The sequence below is a fragment of the Neorhodopirellula pilleata genome, assembly GCF_007859915.1.
GTDB lineage: Bacteria > Planctomycetota > Planctomycetia > Pirellulales > Pirellulaceae > Rhodopirellula > Rhodopirellula pilleata.
In genome coordinates this window covers 1-18,843 of sequence record NZ_SJPM01000030.1, presented here as the reverse complement: position 1 = coordinate 18,843, position 18,843 = coordinate 1, and the positions used below count along the sequence as shown (strand labels likewise).

At 56.3% G+C, this 18,843-nt stretch carries 14 protein-coding genes; 6 read left to right on the top strand and 8 right to left on the bottom strand.

Annotated features, from left to right (window positions below; genetic code table 11):
* Positions 1-6 precede the first annotated feature (6 nt).
* The 4 genes from Pla100_RS28790 to Pla100_RS28775 form a co-directional block, all read right to left on the bottom strand.
* Positions 7-762 carry a class I SAM-dependent methyltransferase gene (locus Pla100_RS28790; RefSeq protein ID WP_146582602.1) on the bottom strand — a complete coding sequence of 252 codons (756 nt, stop codon included), beginning with the start codon at positions 760-762 and terminating at the stop codon, positions 7-9.
* A 76-nt stretch (positions 763-838) separates the two neighbouring features.
* Positions 839-1,264 (bottom strand): Minf_1886 family protein, encoded by a 426-nt coding sequence (locus tag Pla100_RS28785; RefSeq protein ID WP_146582583.1) that lies wholly within the window; start codon positions 1,262-1,264, stop codon positions 839-841.
* Positions 1,265-1,391: 127 nt separating this feature from the next.
* Positions 1,392-2,303, bottom strand: coding sequence for a TraB/GumN family protein (locus tag Pla100_RS28780; protein ID WP_146582600.1), 912 nt, complete (start codon positions 2,301-2,303; stop codon positions 1,392-1,394).
* A gap of 137 nt (positions 2,304-2,440) precedes the next feature.
* Positions 2,441-3,565, bottom strand: coding sequence for a 3-oxoacyl-ACP synthase III (locus Pla100_RS28775; RefSeq protein ID WP_146582581.1), 1,125 nt, complete (start codon positions 3,563-3,565; stop codon positions 2,441-2,443).
* Between the two features lie 397 nt (positions 3,566-3,962).
* On the opposite strand from Pla100_RS28775, the gene Pla100_RS28770 reads away from it, so the two are divergent.
* From Pla100_RS28770 to trpA, 3 genes are all read left to right on the top strand, one after another.
* Positions 3,963-4,811 carry a hypothetical protein gene (locus tag Pla100_RS28770; protein WP_146582579.1) on the top strand — a complete coding sequence of 283 codons (849 nt, stop codon included), beginning with the start codon at positions 3,963-3,965 and terminating at the stop codon, positions 4,809-4,811.
* Between the two features lie 99 nt (positions 4,812-4,910).
* On the top strand, positions 4,911-5,342 hold the full coding sequence (locus tag Pla100_RS28765; protein ID WP_231603751.1) for a hypothetical protein: 432 nt from the start codon (positions 4,911-4,913) through the stop codon (positions 5,340-5,342).
* A 56-nt stretch (positions 5,343-5,398) separates the two neighbouring features.
* Positions 5,399-6,253, top strand: a complete 855-nt coding sequence (gene trpA / locus Pla100_RS28760; protein ID WP_146582577.1) for a tryptophan synthase subunit alpha — start codon at positions 5,399-5,401, stop codon at positions 6,251-6,253.
* Between the two features lie 14 nt (positions 6,254-6,267).
* Here trpA and Pla100_RS28755 read toward each other — a convergent pair whose 3' ends face one another.
* From Pla100_RS28755 to galK, 4 genes are all read right to left on the bottom strand, one after another.
* Positions 6,268-8,583, bottom strand: a complete 2,316-nt coding sequence (locus Pla100_RS28755; RefSeq protein ID WP_390620675.1) for a glycoside hydrolase family 2 protein — start codon at positions 8,581-8,583, stop codon at positions 6,268-6,270.
* A 393-nt stretch (positions 8,584-8,976) separates the two neighbouring features.
* Positions 8,977-10,083, bottom strand: a complete 1,107-nt coding sequence (locus tag Pla100_RS28750) for an aldose epimerase family protein (protein ID WP_146582575.1) — start codon at positions 10,081-10,083, stop codon at positions 8,977-8,979.
* 336 nt (positions 10,084-10,419) lie between these two features.
* Positions 10,420-12,075 carry a solute:sodium symporter family transporter gene (locus tag Pla100_RS28745; RefSeq protein WP_146582573.1) on the bottom strand — a complete coding sequence of 552 codons (1,656 nt, stop codon included), beginning with the start codon at positions 12,073-12,075 and terminating at the stop codon, positions 10,420-10,422.
* Between the two features lie 50 nt (positions 12,076-12,125).
* Positions 12,126-13,304 (bottom strand): galactokinase, encoded by a 1,179-nt coding sequence (galK, locus tag Pla100_RS28740; protein WP_197168318.1) that lies wholly within the window; start codon positions 13,302-13,304, stop codon positions 12,126-12,128.
* Positions 13,305-13,621: 317 nt separating this feature from the next.
* On the opposite strand from galK, the gene Pla100_RS28735 reads away from it, so the two are divergent.
* The 3 genes from Pla100_RS28735 (at position 13,622) to Pla100_RS28725 (ending at position 18,773) form a co-directional block, all read left to right on the top strand.
* Positions 13,622-14,776 carry an AraC family transcriptional regulator gene (locus Pla100_RS28735; RefSeq protein WP_197168317.1) on the top strand — a complete coding sequence of 385 codons (1,155 nt, stop codon included), beginning with the start codon at positions 13,622-13,624 and terminating at the stop codon, positions 14,774-14,776.
* A gap of 131 nt (positions 14,777-14,907) precedes the next feature.
* Positions 14,908-17,523 carry a WD40 domain-containing protein gene (locus Pla100_RS28730; protein WP_197168316.1) on the top strand — a complete coding sequence of 872 codons (2,616 nt, stop codon included), beginning with the start codon at positions 14,908-14,910 and terminating at the stop codon, positions 17,521-17,523.
* A gap of 173 nt (positions 17,524-17,696) precedes the next feature.
* Positions 17,697-18,773, top strand: coding sequence for an IS701 family transposase (locus tag Pla100_RS28725; protein ID WP_146582567.1), 1,077 nt, complete (start codon positions 17,697-17,699; stop codon positions 18,771-18,773).
* Positions 18,774-18,843 lie beyond the last annotated feature (70 nt).

The following is an 18,843-nucleotide window of genomic DNA, read 5'->3' as shown; positions in this document are numbered from 1 at the left end:
TGGGGTTTACTTCGGTTCGATCGCCGGCAGAGGGCTGTCGTCCCGGGCGAAGAACATCAGGTGCTGCCACGGTAGCTCGTTGTACTCGCGGACCAGTTTGAGCCTAGACGCGGTGTACTCTTTGATGATTTGCGACTTGGGCATCTTGTGCAGCGGCTTGATCGGCACCTCAGGGTCTTCGGCGCGGTATTCCAACAACGCAATCACGCCCTCGGGCTTGAGGCTTTCGCGAATCGCCCAAAGCATCGACTCGGGATGCGAAAACTCATGGTAAACATCGACGAGCAACACCATGTCGACTTCGTTCTTGGGCAGATTCGGGTCGTCAACCTTTCCCAAAATTGGGACGATGTTTTCGACTTTTGCCCGGGCCATGTTGGCGCGAAGTTTTTGCAGCATCTCGCGTTGAATATCCACGGCGAGAACTTCACCGGTGTAATCAGGCGTTTCCGAACTGGTACCGTTCGCGGGTGTTGCCGGTTGGTCGGCGGTCGCAATGCGGCAGGCCTTGGCCATCGGCAACGTCCAAAAGCCATTACCGCAACCCAAGTCAACGAGGGTCATGCCGGGTTCGATCCCGAGTTGGTCGAACGCTTCGGTCGCGTTCTCTTCGTCGTTTCGTTCAGGCCGCACAAGCCACGACGCACCCAGGTGCGACATAGGTTGCGCCACGATCCGTCCCATGTAAGTTCGTCGAGCCTTCTCGATCGGACGCGGGTGATCTTGACCTTGAGATTCAGTGAGTGCACTGCCACCGATCATGATAAAAAGAAACCCGATCAGGAGCGATCGGGCGGATAAGCTTCGGGCGGAGAAGCATGTCGAAGGTTTCTTCGTTTCATTCCGTTTCATCGGTAACCAGTTCAAATTGCGGTTGGAAGGCTTCGTCGAAGGAGTACACGTTATCGAAGTCCTCGCGGCTATCGCTTTCGCTTTTTCGCATTTGTTCGATGCGGATCAAGTTGTAGACCAGCTCGCCAAAATCGCCCGTCGACTTCAAACCCCAACTTGCCAGTACCATCTTGGCCAAATAGCCGTATTGATCGATCGCGTACAGCCGGCAGGCTTCGCAAAGCTGCTGTCCGGTCAAGTGCCGAGGCGAATCGATGTCAGGCGAATCGTTTTCGCCGTACTTGAGCGGCCCGATACGATCGAGGTTCTCGTGAGCGTATTGCAACGACTCGCGGATAAACTGGTACGCATCAAGTTTGTATCGAGGATCGTCGCGGAGCAAATCCCGCATGGCTTTAAGTGGCGAGGTCATGAATGATCGATGGAAGGATGATCGAAAAGATGCAATGAATCGTTGGAAGAGTGAGGCGTGTCGCTGAATTGAGCGTCGTTGCTGTCTCCTTCGCTATTCTATCCTAATTTCTCAGCCGATGAACTCCCTAATTTCGGGTCAGATCCCAGGCGTCGAGCCAATCGGTGGTGGTCGGCTCCATGTCGAACTGTTCCTGAAGCCGTTCGGCCATGTCGGGTAGGTGACCGGCCCCATAAAACACTCCCACCGTTTGCGAGCCCTGTTGCAATTCGTCACGAAGGATTTCGAACGCTTTGCGATTACGGCCTTTGATGAGCGTGTTCTCGCCGTCGGCGTCGTTCAGACCCGCCGACACCATTTCAATGTCCACGAGCTGTCCCGCCATCGCCCGCTTCATCAATTTCGAGCGATCTTTGCTGAACAGCGCCATCAAGATGCCGGCTTCCCCTCCGTTTTTGGATTGCGTGGCGATGCCCGCTCCCATCATCCGAGCGAGCATTTTCCAAACACTGTCGCCTCGACTCTCAAGGTCCTCGCTGAACTCCTCGGGGCTCATGTCCGCGTGCCGAAAGTTCTTGGCCATGTAGTCGATCTTTTCGAGCTGGTATTCCAAGTTCAGCATGTCTTTCATGCCCGTTTGCACCGACGCAAGTAAAGAGCGACGTTGCTGCAAGTCCTCCGGCCGGATTCGCGTGCCGTCGGGTGCGACCAACTCATAGAGCACCTTGTCGTAAGTTCCGAGCCGTTTGTCGAGCTCGGTGTAGTATTCCGCCTGGCCGATGTGAACGACACCGATCAAGTCGACGATCTTTCCAGCGAACTCCGTTTTCGGTTTGCCGACATACCGAACGATGGCCGTCTGCAACGCGAGCGGTTCGTCGTTCTCGCCGCGGAGGACTCGGACATAAAGCGGGGCGTCGACCGTGGACTCTGCTTGATCGGTTGCCGATTGATCGGCCGCTTGGTCTTGGACGGGTGACTCCGTGCCCGATTGAGCCGATACCGGACTCGCCGAGCTGACTTGCCAGAAAAACACCATCGCCAATCCGACCAACCGAACGACTCGGCGGATCGGCTTGACCGAAGAAGAAAGTGCAAGTGAATTGAAAAACCGACGCACGGCGGATCTCTTTTTAAATCGAAGGAAATTGGTAAGCGATGCTGTTCGCTTTGTCATTATAGGGCGACGGCACCCTGAGGCCCAAGCGACTGCAGCGACTCGAGCAATCCCGACCATCGGCCCGCCACCGGCGTCGTTCCCCAGGTTGATCCGATCATGACGCTGTTGATCCCCGAGCCGATACCCAAAAGTGCCGCTCGCTTGCCCGAGACAAGCTCGCCACGCTCGATCGCGGTGGCCACCGTCAGCGGTAACGCGACCGAGCCGGTGTTACCTAGTACCGGGAAGGAGACCGAGTCGGTGGCTAGGTTCAGCCCCATCGCCTCGATCATCGCTGCCCGGTGTCGCGTGCCGACTTGATGGCAAACGGTCGCTTCGATCGAATCTCGCCGCCAACCGGATTCGGCTAGAAGACGCTCCAGCCCCGCGACGCCGGTCGCGATGCCTTCGGCCATCAACCGTTCCGAATCGGTGTCCATCAACGGTCGCATGTCGGCACCGGCGGTGTCTTGGTTGCTGCGGCACAAGTCATTGAAAGCGGTATTGGCTTCCGCGATGGCGAATTGGAGAGGAGTCCCGTCGGGACACAGATCTCGATGGCAGACCGCCAGCGCGCAGCTACCCGAGCCGATCGTCAACGATGCGAACGCCGGCTTGACGCTCTGCCGGGTCAACGACTCGTCCGCGTTGAGGCTCTCGATGGTTGCTTCCAGCAAGGGGCGACTGTTTTCGGTTCCCACGACGACGCCCGCTCGGATCATGCCCGCGCCGATCATTCCGGCGATTTGGACGGCCCCGTTGAGGACGCCCAAGCAAGCATTGGAGACGTCGTAAACCCAGCAGTCTTTTCTCAGTCCCATCTCGTGGTGGACTTTGGATGCCGTCGCCGGTTCCAGGAAGTCGCGGCAGACACTCGCGTGGATAAGGGCCCCGATCGAATCCAGTTCGACTTTGGCTGCGTCGATCGCCGCCAAACCTGAGGTGACGCTCGGACCGCTCGGCATCGTTCCCGCCGGCCAGACCCGGCGTTCCTCGATACCGCTCATCAGCGAGAGTCGTCCCTCGGGTAGTCGCAGTCGTGAGTAGAGCGGATGGAGTCGCCGTTCCAGCTCATCGCTGGACCAGCTTTCCTCTGGGATGGTCACGCCGATCCCCGCCAACACCACGTCTTCAAATCGCATCAATGACTCCACTAGTTTCTTGAACCTTGCGCCCTCCGCAATCGTCGCGACTGTTCGGCGGCTGCCACCCCGGCAGCTTACCGGCGATCAGCGATCGCGGCCATGAACTCGCTCGGCGGTCAGGCAGGTTTTTCCAACTTTCTTGACAGACGATGCAGCTTGGACACTTTGAGAACGGCCTGCTGGAGGCTGCGCAAAAAGCGTGCACGACCGCCGGCCCCTTCGCTCGGGCGGGCTGCTTAAAAAGAGTGCACGCTTTGCAGGCAATCCTAAGTCCCATTGCTAGCAATGGTTACGCGATGGCGTTTGATCGGACGCCAGGATGGACGCACCAACACGGCCGAGCGGATGTGGTGTCGCCGGCGTGTCCTCCTGAACCAGCGATATCGGACCTGACATGACGTCCTCTTCCAAACCGGGCAAGAAGTCGAACCCCACCAGCCGCACTTCGTCGGCGATGATGGCGAACGCGAAACGTTCCGAGAAAGCTTCGCCGGAATCCGGGGCCTCATCCTCGACCGGCGACAGCCCCGTCTATGCCAGCGACGTGGTCGCGATGGTCAAGAGGAAGGAAGCGGCTCAGAAGCACGAGGCGGCCGCCCGAGCAGCGGGTCGTTCCCAGAAAGGCGGGACGCCGATCAAAGCGGAAGCCTCCGCTGCGGTGATGAGTTTGCCCGGACACGTCGACGAGCTGCCGATCGTATCGCTCGACCTGCCGGAGATCCCCGACAACGTGCCGATGCAAGACCGGCCCGGCTTGGTCCTGAGGATGGCGGAAGAGGCATTCGCCAAGACGGGAAGTTGGGTTGTTTTCTATCGCGAGCTACTCGGGCCGGGCGGCGTCGTCGACCAGCTCTACGACACACCGGAGGCCCGTCGATATTTCGAGAAGTCGCCTCAGTTTGCCGACTTGCTTGAAATGGTCACCGCGATCCGCAGCCAAGACGACTCCAAAGCGGGAGCCCACGAGCCGGAGCGAGTGATCACGGTTCGACTGCCGCGAAGCCTACACGCCGCAGCCGTCCGTGAGGCCGAAGAGTTGGAACTGACGATCAACAGCTATTGTTTGACGAAGTTATTGCAACCGGCCGGCGCGAGATTCACGCCGGTGCAAAGCGGTGTCCGCCGGGGCCGACGTCCCGGACCTCAGATTAGCTTTGAGCGAATTAAAGTTCGGATCGACCAGGGCGACCAAGGCACCAAGTCCGGACGCAAGCGAAAGTCCAAGGCGACCCGTCGCAAATAAGTCCTCCGCCTTCCTGCAACCGAGCGGTGAACTGGCGAAGTTTGACGGTTGGGAGATTTTTTCTAAAGGAAGCGATTGCAGCGGTCGATCTATTTTTACATGGATACGTCCCTGACTCACCGAGCCGCTGAATTGCCTTGGAGGTTTCGCCTCGTTTTGGCTCTTTGGGGTGTGCTGACGTCGGTTGCCTCGACCGGTTGTTTGGCCCTCGGCGTGCCGAGCCAACGGCTGCATGATCCGCTCGATCAAGGTGGTTTGCTTGGCGATTGGAAAGCGAATCCGTCTAGGACGATCGCAGCGACGACGGCCGAATTGGTTTCCGAGGGCGGTGTGGTTGTGGCGTCGCACGCCGATTGCGGATCGCACGTGGCTTCCGAGATCGGCCTGTTGGACCTACCGCCGGGCGCTTGCGCGTTGGACCTTGACGCGAACGGACATGTCGCGGCCAAGCCCGAGAAACCGCCCGAAGTTCCTTGGCCCAAGTATCATCCGGTGCCCACGCGTCCGGTCTTTGGCGTGTTGTCGGAATGAGGCGAGATCCTTAATCTGGTGGCAACTTTTTTGCTTCCATGATTTAGGTTCTCGGCATGTCTGACCTTCAGCGTCTTTTCCGCTCGCTCCAAAAACAGAATCGCAAGGCACTGATGCCGTTTGTTACCGCCGGCGATCCCAGTATCGAGGTCACTCAGGCGGTGATCGAGGCCGCCCGTTCCGCCGGTGCGGATCTGTGTGAGGTCGGCGTTCCCTACAGTGACCCGATCGCCGACGGGCCGGTGATCCAAGCGTCCTATCAACGGGCGCTCGACTCGGGTTTCCGATTGCAACACCTGTTCGACCTCGGAACGCGATTGACCAACGATCTTCCTCAGGCCGATGGCGAAACAATGCCTCGTGTCACGATGGTCAGCTATTCGATCATTCACCGGATCGGAATGCAGGCGTATGTCGAACGAGCCATGCAAGCGGGCTATTGCGGCGCGATCGTTCCCGATTTGCTCGTCGAAGAAGCCGAACCGCTCAGTAAGGTCTGCCGAGCCGCCGGGTTCGACTTGATCCAATTGGTGACGCCGACGACGACTCGAGAACGCCAAAAGCGAATCGTCGAATTGACGACCGGATTCCTATACTACGTTTCGGTCACGGGCATTACCGGCGAACGTTCCGCGTTGCCTTCGGATATTGTCGACAACGTGACATGGTTGCGCGACCAGACTGAGCTTCCCGTTTGCATCGGGTTCGGAATCAGCGGCCCGGAGACCGCTTCCCAGTTGGCACCGATTTGTGACGGGCTGATCGTGGGCTCGGCGATCGTTCGGCGGATCGCCGAGGCTGCATCGCGTGCGCAGGAAAAAGGCCTAAGCGTTACCGAAGAAACGGCCAGCGAAGTGAAGCAATTCTGCACTTCGCTGCGACAAGCGATCGATGGATGCGTGCCGGCTTGAATCACTCCCGGCGTTCAGTTTGAATTGAAGAGCGCTTTGTGTAGTTCGGCCAATTCTTCAGCGGGGATCTTGATTACCTTGCGGTCGTAGGTCATCAAACCGTTGATCTCGCCTTCGACATCGGTAGTTTGAGTATAGACACCTGCCGCGATGCCTTGAGCCTGCAGGTCGGTCAACATTCGAATGGACGTGGCATAGCGATCTTTGTACTCCGCTTCGTTCTGCGGCAATCCTCCGTAGCCCCAATTGCGTCGGTTGGAATCCCACAGATGTCCCTGAACCGGATAGCCGTGGCCACCGAACTCACCGACGACTTTAATGAAGCCGTCAAACCGTCCTCCCTCGCCTCGATCAAACGGAAAGCCGGGGTGGGGGTACTCGTGATGATCCACGACGTCTCCGACCGGCCAGAAATTGCCTCCGCTGGCGATGTTGACCGATCGCGACGGATCTCGCTGCTGCGTCCATTTGCCGACCTCGATCGTTTGATGTTGGCCCCAGGCTTCGTTGAATGGTGTCCACACAACGATCGAAGGATGATTTTCGAGGGTCGAGATCATCGCCTCGAATTCGATCATGAATTGTTCATGTGCCTCGAGCGGCCATGCGGCATCTTGAGGATCGGGTTGTAACCGCGTCCACGGAGGGTTGGTTCCGCCGCTGACTTGGTCCTGCCAAACCATCATGCCCAAGCGGTCGCAGTGATAGTAATAGCGACGAGGTTCCACCTTGATGTGCTTGCGGATCATATTGAAACCGGCCGCCTTGAGCCACTCGATATCGAACAACATCGCTTCGTCGGACGGAGGAGTCAGCAATCCGTCGGGCCACCAGCCTTGATCCAAGGGGCCCCAATGAAAAATCTTGTTGCCGTTGAGCGTGAAGTGAACATTGCCGGAATCGTCGGTCGATTTACCGACGTCACGAATCCCCGCGTAGGATTCAACCCGATCGACTTCCTTGCCAGACGCATCGAGCAACGTGACTTCGATGTCATAAAGGTGTGGTGACGATGGTGACCATAACTTCGCATTTGAGATCGATGCCTTGATCGGCCCTCCGTCCGACGACCCGCCCGTCCCGACCACTTGGTCGCCAACCTTGATACGAACTCGCACGTTCGCACGCTGCGAAGTGATGGCTTGAACTTGGATTGATCCGGTTTTCGCGTCCGTCGAGATTTTCAAGTCATCGATCGATTGCATCGGAACCGCCTCCATCCAGACGGTTTGCCAAATGCCGGATACTTGGGTGTACCAGATCCCACGCGGAGTGATCGACTGCTTACCGTTGAGTTGAAAACCTTCGGTGTCGTCTTCAACACGAACGATTAAGTCATTCGAACCCGATTTCAATGCGTCGGTAACATCGAAGGAGAACGGCGTGCATCCGCCGCGGTGTGTTCCCACGGATGTTCCATTGATCCACACTTCGCATTCATAGTCGACGGCTTCAAAATTCAGCATTTGTCGCTCACCGTCCGTGGAATCATGATCGAATGTGCGGTGATACCAAATCGCTTCGGATGAATCGAGCAATCGCTGCACGCCCCCGAGTTTGGATTCCAAACTAAAGGGAACCAAGAACGTCCCGTCCCAGGTCGATGGTGGTGTGGCTTGGACCTCGTCGGTGATCGCGTAATCCCATTCACCGTTCAGGTTTCGCCATTGATCACGTCGCAATTGGGGGCGGGGATACTCCGTCCAGGCGTTCTCGGCCGTTACGTCCGCACCCCATTGGGTGAACAGCTCGGATCGAAACGGAAACTTGCTTCGTTCCGGCTTGGGCAACTTCGGAACGCCGTTGGCGGCATCATAAAGATGCACGTCGATGAACTGGCCGCCGGTTCGCTGTTCGCAGTGAACCGCCATGACATTTCGACCGGTCGCGATCGCGGTCGCGGCCTCACCAATCAACGGAACGCTTGTGTACTGGGTCGTATAACCGGCGAGTTTGGCAACTTGGGCTCCGTTGATATAAACCTCGGCATCTTCGTCGTGGTAGATCCACAATGCGGGCTGTTTGGGAACGGTGCTCAGTTCGACGTTCTTTCGCAACCAGATGTGTTGCCCTTCCCAGATCGTTCCCACTCGCGAGTTGGGAGTATCGACCGTGCCGAATCCGCCATCTCCCTCAAGCCAATTCGAATCATCGAAGTCGGATGCCGTCCATCTTGGCGTTGGTCGTTTGAGTAGATATCGCCATTGATCAACGATTGATGAGACGGCCGGAGTGTTTTGGGATTGAGACGCCTCTTGTGCATGTGTCATGGAAGCGATAAGCAGCACATAAGCCGCCGATAGGAACAGTCGCATAAGGTGATTCGTCATAGTGGGGTTAAGATTGTTTGCCAATAAGATGATGGGCGGTAGCGGGCTGTTGATTTAATCGTAACCCGAAGCGTCAGCGAGGGATAATTGACAATGACTCATCCCTCGCTCACGCAGCGGGTTACGAAAAACCAATGCCACAGACAAAAGTGCAACTTCAGAGCTAACGCTTCGGGTGAACAATAAGTGGCAGTTAATGTTCACGTGCTGCTAAGCGCATGGACATAAGTCTCTAGGCTAAACGCACGTCGCAGCGTCTCTCCGAAACGCTGAATGTTGCGAGTCTCGTAGAGACTCGCCTATGTGTTTTGCGGGCTTACTTGTGCATTGTTGCTCAGCGCCGGTTGTTTCGATTCGAGACATCCGGCGTCCGTCCAGTCGTTGTGTTGAGCTTTACTTGGCGGAGAATTTGAAGATCGTTTGAGTTTGATGCTCTTGTCCCGGCCGAAGAATCGTCGAAGGGAAAGTTTCTTGGTTCGGACTGTCCGGGTAGTGCTGCGTTTCCAAGCAAAATCCACCACGGTGCACGTAAGCTTTGCCCGACTTGCCGATCAAGCGACCGTCCAAGAAGTTACCACAATAAAACTGGATGCCCGGTTCGGTCGTGTGGATCTCCATCACTCGGCCCGTTGTCGGTTCATAGACTCGAGCTGCCAGAGTCAGGGCATCGTCATCGTCACCTTTGTTCAACACCCAGTTATGATCAAAGCCACCACCGTAGGTCAGTTGTTGATCTTCTTGGCCGATGTCACGGCCGATCGGTTTTGCACTCGTGAAGTCAAATGGAGTGCCGGCGACGTTCGCTAACTCTCCGGTCGGGATCAAGCCTTCGTCGACCGGGGTGAACTTCTTGGCGTTGATCATCAACTCGTGATCCAAAATTTTGCCTTCGCCTTCTCCCTTGAGGTTGAAGTACGAGTGCTGGGTCACGTTGACCGGAGTGGCTTTGTCTGTTGTCGCATGGTAGTCGACGATCAATTCGTTGTCGTTAGTCAACGTGTACGTGACGGTCAATTGCAAGTTGCCGGGATACCCTTCCTCTTTATCTTTGGCCAAATAAGACAAGGCGATCGACTGATTGGAAGGGTCGAAGTCCGCGTCCCAAACGACTTTGTCGAAACCGATCGCACCACCGTGAAGATGATTCGGGCCGTTGTTCTTGAGCAATGTGTATGTTTCGCCGTCGAGTGTGAATTCACCGGCGGCGATACGATTTCCGTAACGGCCGACGATCGCGCCGAAGTATGGCTTGTCGACGGCGTTGATGTAATCTTCGACCCGGTTGTAGCCCAAGACCACATCCGCGAAATGACCGTTGCGATCCGGAGCGGTCAGCGAGGTGATGATCGCGCCGTAGTTGGTCACTTTGACCGTCATACCGGATTCATTCTTTAGGGTGTATAGCCGGATCGAATCGAAATCTTCGACTTGGGCGTTGGCTTGGTCGAGCGTTGCGACGACCAAAAGGAATGCCGATAGGATCAGAGTCAGTGGTTTCATGGAGAGTGGCCTTAGTTTTAGGGGACTGGATGATGGCAAATCGTTTCGATATCAGTTATCGCCGAGTTCGGTGATTTTTGAACGCAATGGATACAAGCCCGACGCGCAAGCGAGGGGATTCGTTTCAAACTTCTCGTCAGCAGCGAGTACAATAGCTTACCCGCGTATTGATTTAGTGCACGTTTGGGTGTTTCGTTTAACGGCAAGCCGCAGGCGCCTGCGTTTTCAATCTCTGTCGCCTGCGGCTTGCCGTTAAACGATTAAATCAACAGACCGCTGCGGGTCGGGCTTGTACTATCGTGACGTGGCCGCTTTTGGGCAGGTTTCGTTGGTAGTTTACACGGCAAAGAACGCATAAACGCTGAGGCACAATAAGACTAATCCGCCGCCGACGTACGGGGCAGGCTTCCACGGCGTTAAGTCGACGAGCTTGGCGTCTTGTTGGACGTACGGCGTGTCGCGTCGGATTCCCATCGCCACCATCGCCAATTGCAAAACGATCAACAGCAAGAACACCGCACCCATGTAGTGAAAAGCGTTGCCGAAGATGGAGGCAAGCCAGCCTTCCTCGCCCCCGCTGAAAAACGTTCCCAAGACCATCAGCACCAGACCCGTAATCAGAGCGACCATGGCCGAGCGTCCGTCGGCCGTTTTGTGGAACAAGCCGATCATGATCACTGCAGCGAGCGGGATGAAGTAAACGCCGTTGAGGCCTTGGAAGAAACTGAAGACACCACCGCGTCCGTAAAACACCAACGGGGCCGCGATCACGGCAAGCACCGCGACAATGAAACTGCAGACTTGGCCGGAGTAACGAACTTGTTTGCTTGTCGCCGCAGGGTTCAAGTATTGCTTGTAAACGTCGAGCGAAAACAAAGTCGCTGCGGAGTTGAGTACCGAGTTGAACGTTGAGAGGATCGATCCCATCACGACGGCGGCGAAGAATCCGAGTAACCATTCGGGCAATACACGGGCGACCAACGAACCGTATGCGCGGCTGCTATCCCACTCACCATTGGCGGTTCGGCCGACCGTTTCGATCATCTGCGGGTCTTCGGCCGCGAGAACCAAATAAGCCGCCGCGATGCCAGGAAGGACGAGGATCGAAGGAGCAAGGATCTTGAAGAACGCGGCCAATAAAACGCCTTTTTGCCCTTCGGCGAGATTCTTGGCACCAAAGGTTCGCTGGATGATTTGCTGATTCGTCGTCCAGTAGAAAAAGTTCAACAACAACACGCCGGTGAACAGTGTTGGCCAGTGGGTCGATTCGTCGGCCGCACCGAGCGAGCGAAACGCATCCGGGTCGGCTTCCTGGATCTTCGCAAACGCGTCGGTAAAACCACCTTCGGAACCGGCGATCAGTTGCAACGAAAAGAACGTGATCATCAAGCCGCCGACGAGCAATCCGGCACCGTTGAACGTGTCCGAAACGGCGATCGCCCGTAGGCCGCCGAAGATGGCATAGGCACCACCGAGGGTGGCGATGAAGACGAGCAAGATCCAAATCATTTGGTAGTCGCTCACGCCAAATTTTGCGTCGAGCCCGAGCATCCCGTTGAGCCCGTTCGCACCAAGAAACAAAACAAACGGTAACAGAATCAGCATGTAAGCGACGATGAAAATCGCCGCCGTTAGGGCCCTCACCGACCGACCAAAACGCTCCTCCAAGAATTGAGGAATCGTGGCGATGCCCGATTTCAAATAGCGAGGCAAAAACACGAGTGCCAAAATCACCAGCGAAATGCCAGCGACGACTTCCCAGCACATCACCGACAATCCGTCACGAAAGCTATCGCCGTTGAGACCGACGAGTTGTTCGGTCGAGAGATTGGTCAGCAGCAGCGAACCGGCAATGAAAACTCCGGTCAGCGAGCGGCCGGCCAGGAAGTAACCCTCGTCGGTGTCGACGTCGCTGCCTCGCGTCATCCACCAAGTGAGGACGGCAACGAGTGAGGTAAAAAATACGAACGAAACGATGGTAATCAACGTCACGCGGCAAACCTTGTGTGTGGGGAGGGGTGGTGGGAATCCGAGCCAATAATCTAGCGTGTTATGGCGATGGCGTGCGCCCCCAGCGCCGGACGACTGCTGAAGGCCTCGCCGCGAATTCCCGATCGACGCTTGTATTCGTTCAACAGGTGATTTTGGACGCGGGCGACGTTCTCTGTTTTTACCAGCGTCACCGTGCAGCCACCAAATCCTCCACCGGTCATGCGTGATCCGATCACGCCTTCGCTAGCATCCATCGATCGGGCAATTTCGACCAATTGGTCGAGTTCCTGGCAACTGACTTCAAAATCGTCACGCAGCGACTCATGGCTCGCGTACATTGCGTGACCGACGTCCGACCAACGTCCGTTGGCAAACGCATCGGCCGCCTTACCAGTCCGGATGATCTCGGTAACGACGTGTCGACCGCGTCTGAATTGTTCGTCCGTCAAATCGGGTTGGGCATTTTCCAAGTCGGCCAGTCTAACGTCGCGCCAGGATTCGGATCCCAATACTGCCAACGTTTCCTCGCATTGACGCCGACGGGTCGCATATTCGCCGCCGGTCAGGTTGTGCTTGACGCAACTGTTGACGATCAACACGGTCATCGCATCGTCCGCGAACGGAACCGCAGTGATGTCATTGCTACGACAATCGAGCAGCATCAATTCATCCGGCTTCCCGAAAACACTGCTGAACTGATCCATCACGCCGCAAGGAACTCCGGCAAAGCGATGTTCGGCTTGCTGGCAAAGCAATGCTTTATCGGTTAACTCCATTCGATGGCCCGTTAAGGCTTCGAGCATCGTTGCGGTAGCGACTTCCAGCGCCGCGCTGCTAGATAACCCTCCGCCGATCGGGACGTCGGAAGCCACAACGCCGTCAAACGCGGGAATCGAACCGAACCGTTCGAGAAATCCCGCGACCACACCTTCGACATAGCTGGCCCAACCGCCACTGGCTTGCTGGAGCGATCGATCTAAAGGAATGTTGATCGTTTCGGACAAGTCATTGCTATACAAACGGGCGGATGCCGTCGAGTTCTGCTGCCGGTTGGTCGACGCGGTCATCACGACATAGCGTTCGATCGCCATCGGCATGACATAACCGTCGTTGTAGTCGATGTGCTCGCCGATCAGATTGACCCGTCCAGGAGCGGCAACGACATGTTCAGGTTCGACCTGATACCGCTCGACATGCCACTGGCATGCTTTCTGAACAAGTTCATTCAACGAGCAAGTCGAATGATGCGAGCGGGAGGGCGCTGCCGTTGGTTGAGTCTCAGCCACGTTCATACTTTGTCAAACTTTTGAGAGCCTATCGGGATGGTGGGCGGCCCCTTTTCGGACCAGCCTTGAAGTCGGACGCTGATCAAGGCTCTGATCGATAAACGTGACTCCATTTTGGACGCTTTAGGATTGCATCACTATGAACTTGGTTGTCTGGGGACTACGATATTTTGTCACTTCAGAACGTTGGGTGCTGCGAGTCTCGGAGAGACTCGCCTACGTGTTTTGCTGCGTGTTTTGCTGATTTGCTTGGCTACTTGATGAATAAACACCATGTCGCATTGATTGTCGAAACCTCGACCAGTTACGGCCGTGACCTGCTTCATGGGATCGTTCGTTTTATGCGGGTTCATGATAATTGGTCGGTGTTCCTGGAACAGCGAGACTTGACTCGCGATCCGCCCGAATGGCTCGCCGGTTGGAAGGGTGATGGCATCATTTCCCGCGCGACCACTGCCGAGTTGGCCGATGCGGTGCGGTCGACGGGCATTCCGATGGTCGAACTGACCGATCGTCACGCGACGGATGTAACTCCTCATGTTCGTTCCGACGACGCAGCGATCGGGCGTTTGGCGGCCGAACATTTGATTGAACGCGGGTTCGAGCGTTTTGCATTTTGTGGTTTTGTCGGTGAAGCGTGGTCGTTGCGGCGTGAAAGCGGATTTGTCGAGCACGTCGGGGCCTTGGGTTTCCCTTGCGAAGTCTATCGGACTGCTTGGTTCGGCCCCTGCACGCTCTCATTCGATGAAGAACAACGCCGCTTGGTGCAATGGCTGCAATCGCTATCGCCGCCGACCGGTGTGATGGCGTCGAACGATGTCCGCGGTCAACAAATCTTGGATGCGTGTTCCAAAACTGGCATTGCGGTTCCCGAAGATGTCGCGGTGATCGGAGTGGACAATGATGAGTTGTTGTGCCAGATGTGCTCGCCTCCGCTATCGAGCGTCATCCCCAACGCCGCCGGCGCCGGGTATCGGGCGGCCGAACTGTTGGCCGCGATGATGCAAGGCACCGAACAATCGATCCAGTCCCAAGTTATCGAACCGATCGGAATTGCCGAACGCCATTCGACCGATGTGGTGGCGATCGCCGACCGGGAAGTTTCGGCCGCGTTGCATTTCATCCGCCACAACGCATGTCGTGGCATTTCGGTCGACGATGTCACCAATGCCGTCGCTATCTCACGCAGTACGTTGGAGCGACAGTTTCGCAAGTATCTCAAGCGAACGCCTCAACAAGAGATCCGATACGTGCAAGTCAAAAGGGTGCGAGAATTGTTGTCGACTACGGATCTTTCGGTCGAACGAATCGCCTCGCTGTGCGGCTTCGAAAACCCGGAATACATGTATGTCGTCTTCAAACGCATCGTCCATCAAACACCCGGTGAGTTTCGCCAACAGATGAATCCCCGATAGGTATCCTGGGGCGGCGTCGGGTGCAGGATTTTCGAGTATCCTATGGCTCCCTCCTGTCACTCCCCGCCTGCGAATTTCCCGCCATGTTTGGACTCCCGAAGATCTTGAGATCGAGGACGCATTGCGCCCCGGTGCGATGTCCGCTCTTTTTGCCATCACCGCGTTTTTCGCAAGCATCGCAGGTCATCCTGATATTGAGTTTGTTCAACGCGGGATACGGCATCCACGTCGATGCGGAAGACGTCCCGCCGGCGGAATCACCGAACGATCCATTGGTCGAGTATGTCCGCGACATCGAGCCAATCATCAAGAGGAACTGCGTTGCCTGTCACAACGGTATCAAAGACGAAGCTGGTGTGAACCTCGAGTCACCGTCGGCAATCAAGTCCTCCGATGCCGACAATCTACTGGTCCCTGGCCAGCCCGAGGCAAGCCGAATGTTCCTGTTGGCGTCTCACGCCGATGAACCGTTGATGCCTCCGGAGAATAATGATGTTCAAGCCAAACGCTTAAACGCGATGGAACTAGTGCTGCTGAAACGCTGGATCGAACAGGGGGCGCGATTGAATTCCAAGACGCCTTCGACGGACGAGCCATCGATGCGGCCGCTGCCATCGACGCTCCATACGATTTACGCATCCTCCATCACCGAGGACGGAAATCTTTCTGCCGTCGCGTTCGGTAATCGGATCGAGCTGTTCACTCGAGCATCGAACACTCCGTTCCAAACGATCACGCAGTTCGTCGACAACCGTCATCGGCCCGCCCACGATGATTTCGTGCATGCGATGAAGTTTTCGCCCGACGGACAAACGTTGGTCTCGGCGGGTTACCGCAACATTCGGATATGGCGGATGCAATCGACCTCGCCGGTATCCATTCCGATGATCAACGCCAGCGAGGTTGCCGCTGTGGCAATCAATTCCCCGGGGACGCACTTAGCAACCTTCTCGGTTAAAGGTGAGGTGTCAGTCGCATCATTCGGGAAGCAACGTTGGGATTGGATGAAAGGATTCGACCCGTCCGTTGCCAATTCGGAAAACGTCCATGATACGATTGGATTGGCGCTGTGTCCCTCCGGCCAAATCGCTGTGGTCGGATTCGCCGATTCGATTCGGGTCGTGCGAGTCGACTCGGCAGTGGTCGAAACGTTGCCTTGCCATTCCCATGTCAAATGCGCTGCGTTTACCGACGACAAAACGTTTTATAGCGGGCACGTGTCCGGTGATTTAACGCGATACCAATACAACGATGGCAAGTGGACGTCGACTTCGCTTGCAAGCGAAGCGTCGCCAATGAGTCACGTCGTTGCGTCTGAGTCGCCGGGTGTCGTCGGCGTGAACGATGCCGGGAAGGTTTGGCGATGGAACTCGCAAGGTGATTCGCTCGAGTTAATTGGTGCTTTACCGAGTCCCGCCGACGGGATTGCGATCACGCCAGGAAAAAAACCGGTGCTCTGGGTGGTTTCGACGAGCGGTTCATTGGGGATCTACGACCTCGCCGCGAGCAAATACCAGGAGATCGCAAAAACGGATCCGGCCGCAGAGCAACAACTTCGTCGTGATCAATGGGAGGTCGTCGTTGCGGCGCGAATTCAGTCCGCAGTTGAGATGGATTTGAAGACAGTCGAAGCCAACATGAAAGCAGAACAAGACAGTCTCGAAAAAGTCGCCGATGACGTCGAAACCCAACAGCGACTCGATTCGTTTCGACAAGAAGCCGAACGTCAGAAGGCGATCGTGGAACGGTCCAAAGTCGAGGTAACCCAGAGCCAAGATCGAGAAAAGGCATCCAAATCATTCGCCGAACAGTCGCGTGCCGCATCCGGCACACCGATCGTCATGGACGGTGGAAAGGTCGTCATCACGCCAAGCGTTTCCAACCAGACCAGCGAGTCAAGCGGGTCGGTCAATTGGTGGGCAGAAAACGGGACATGGCTTGGGGCATCGCCCATCGACGGCGAGATCATCGCCGTAGGCGGGACGACGTTTGTCACTCGAGATCAGAACCAGTCGCTAATCGCGCATCGCGTGGCTAAGCCAATGTGGCAGCTCGAACGAATGATCGGCTCGGTAACCGGCGACAGCCCTTTCGAGGATCGGGTTCTGAGCGTCGACATCGATCCCAGCGGTCGGTACCTCGCTACCGGCGGTGGACTCCCATCGCGAAGCGGTGAGTTGATGTTGTGGAACTTGGCCGATCGAACCCTATTTCGTCGCTTTGACAACCCACACCACGACACCGTGATGTCCATTCGGTTCTCACCTGATGGCAAGACTCTTGCCAGCGGGGGCGCTGACCAATTGGTTCACTTATGGGATGTCGAATCTGGGGATCGACTCGCCACCTTGGAAGGCCACACCCACCATGTCACCGCAGTCGCTTGGGGACTCGATGGACGTGAAGCCGCCAGTGCTGCCGCAGACGGCGTCGTGAAAATTTGGGATCTGAAAACCAAGAAAGCTTCCCGGACGATCAGCGATCTCAAATCCGAAGTCACGCAGTTGGTTTACCTTGGTAGTGAAGCCCGCATCGGCCTCATTTCCGGCGACGGCGATTTCGACGTTTACCGAACCTCAGACGGACGACGAGAGACCCATACAAAAATCCCAGCGGGTTACCTGTACACCCTGGACCGGACCCGCGATGCCGGCGAACTGATCATCGGTGGTTCCGAGGGTACCGCGTTCCGCGTGGACAAGAATGGAAAGATCTTGCAAACGTACAGCTTCCAACCGAGTGAATGAGTAGTTCGTTTTCAGGCTTGGCTTCGCGATCCGGCTGTCACGGCGGAAGGATTAAGCTCGACTTTTTCCGCTTTCGCGGAGTGCTGAGTTGACGGATTGGTATAGGTAAAAGCAGCTTCCCTGCGTCAGAATTGTGACTTCTCACAGTTACAAACCCAAGCAAGGAAGCTGCTATGATTCGCGTGCCTCGTGATTTTAAACCACTTCTCGATGATTTGTCAGCAGCAGTCGCGAAACCTCAGACCGCCAGGCGACTGGTTTTGTTTTTTGCCGCTTCGGTTCTCGTCGTCGGCGATCACACCGTTTCGGCGGTATTGCGGTTACTCAGTCTGATCGAACCGGTGAATCCGTCGACCTTTCATCGACTGTTCTCACACCGACGTTGGAACGCCACTCGACTTGCTAAGGTGGTCGCTTGCTTTGTGATCAATCGCTTTGTGCCCCATGGTCCCATCAAGGTCGTTGGCGATGAAACGGTCGATGGTCATCGTGGTAAGAAAGTCTATGGCAAAGCCAGGCACCGCGACGCCGTTCGCAGTTCTCATTCCCACACCGTCTTTCGCTACGGTCACAAATGGATCGTTCTGGCAATCCTCGTTGAGCTTCCCTACGCCACCCGCCCTTTTGCTTTGCCGATCCTTGTCGCTTTGTATCGAGATAAGAAAACCTGTGCGGCGGAGCGACGACGTCACAAGACAGCCGCAGAGATCATGTGCGGTCTATTGGCGGTGCTGATGCACTGGTTTCCCGAGCGGAAATTCATTTTCGCCGGAGATAATGCGTATGGAACACACTCGATGGCACGCTTTGCTGCAAAGCACGCCGAGCGTCTGACGCTGGTGAGCAAGATTGTTGCCGATGCTAATCTCTTTGAACCACCACCGAAGAGAAAAGCCGGGAAGAACGGACGCCCGCCGGTTAAGGGACGTTCGCTTCCAAGCCCCGAGGCGGTAGCCAAGTCAGGCAAAGGCGGCAAGAAGATGCGTGTGCGTTGGTATGGCGGAGGTTGGCGGAACGTGAAGGTTTTTACGGGGGTGGGTTGTTGGTATAAGAGCGGCAAGGGGATTGTGAGCATACGCTGGGTCTATGTCATCGATTTGGACGGGACTCATCGCAACGAATGTTTCTTTGCGACCGATCCCGCGTTGAGCCCCGAAGCGATCATCGAAATGTATGGCGGTCGCTGGAACATTGAGATCACCCAAGCGGAATGCGTATCAAGAACGAGCTTGTATCGACTCGCCGCTTGAAATTACAGTGTCTGTGGCTGCTTTGATGCAATTGGTCGCGTTCTGCCGCAACCGCCACGCTCAAAGCGAT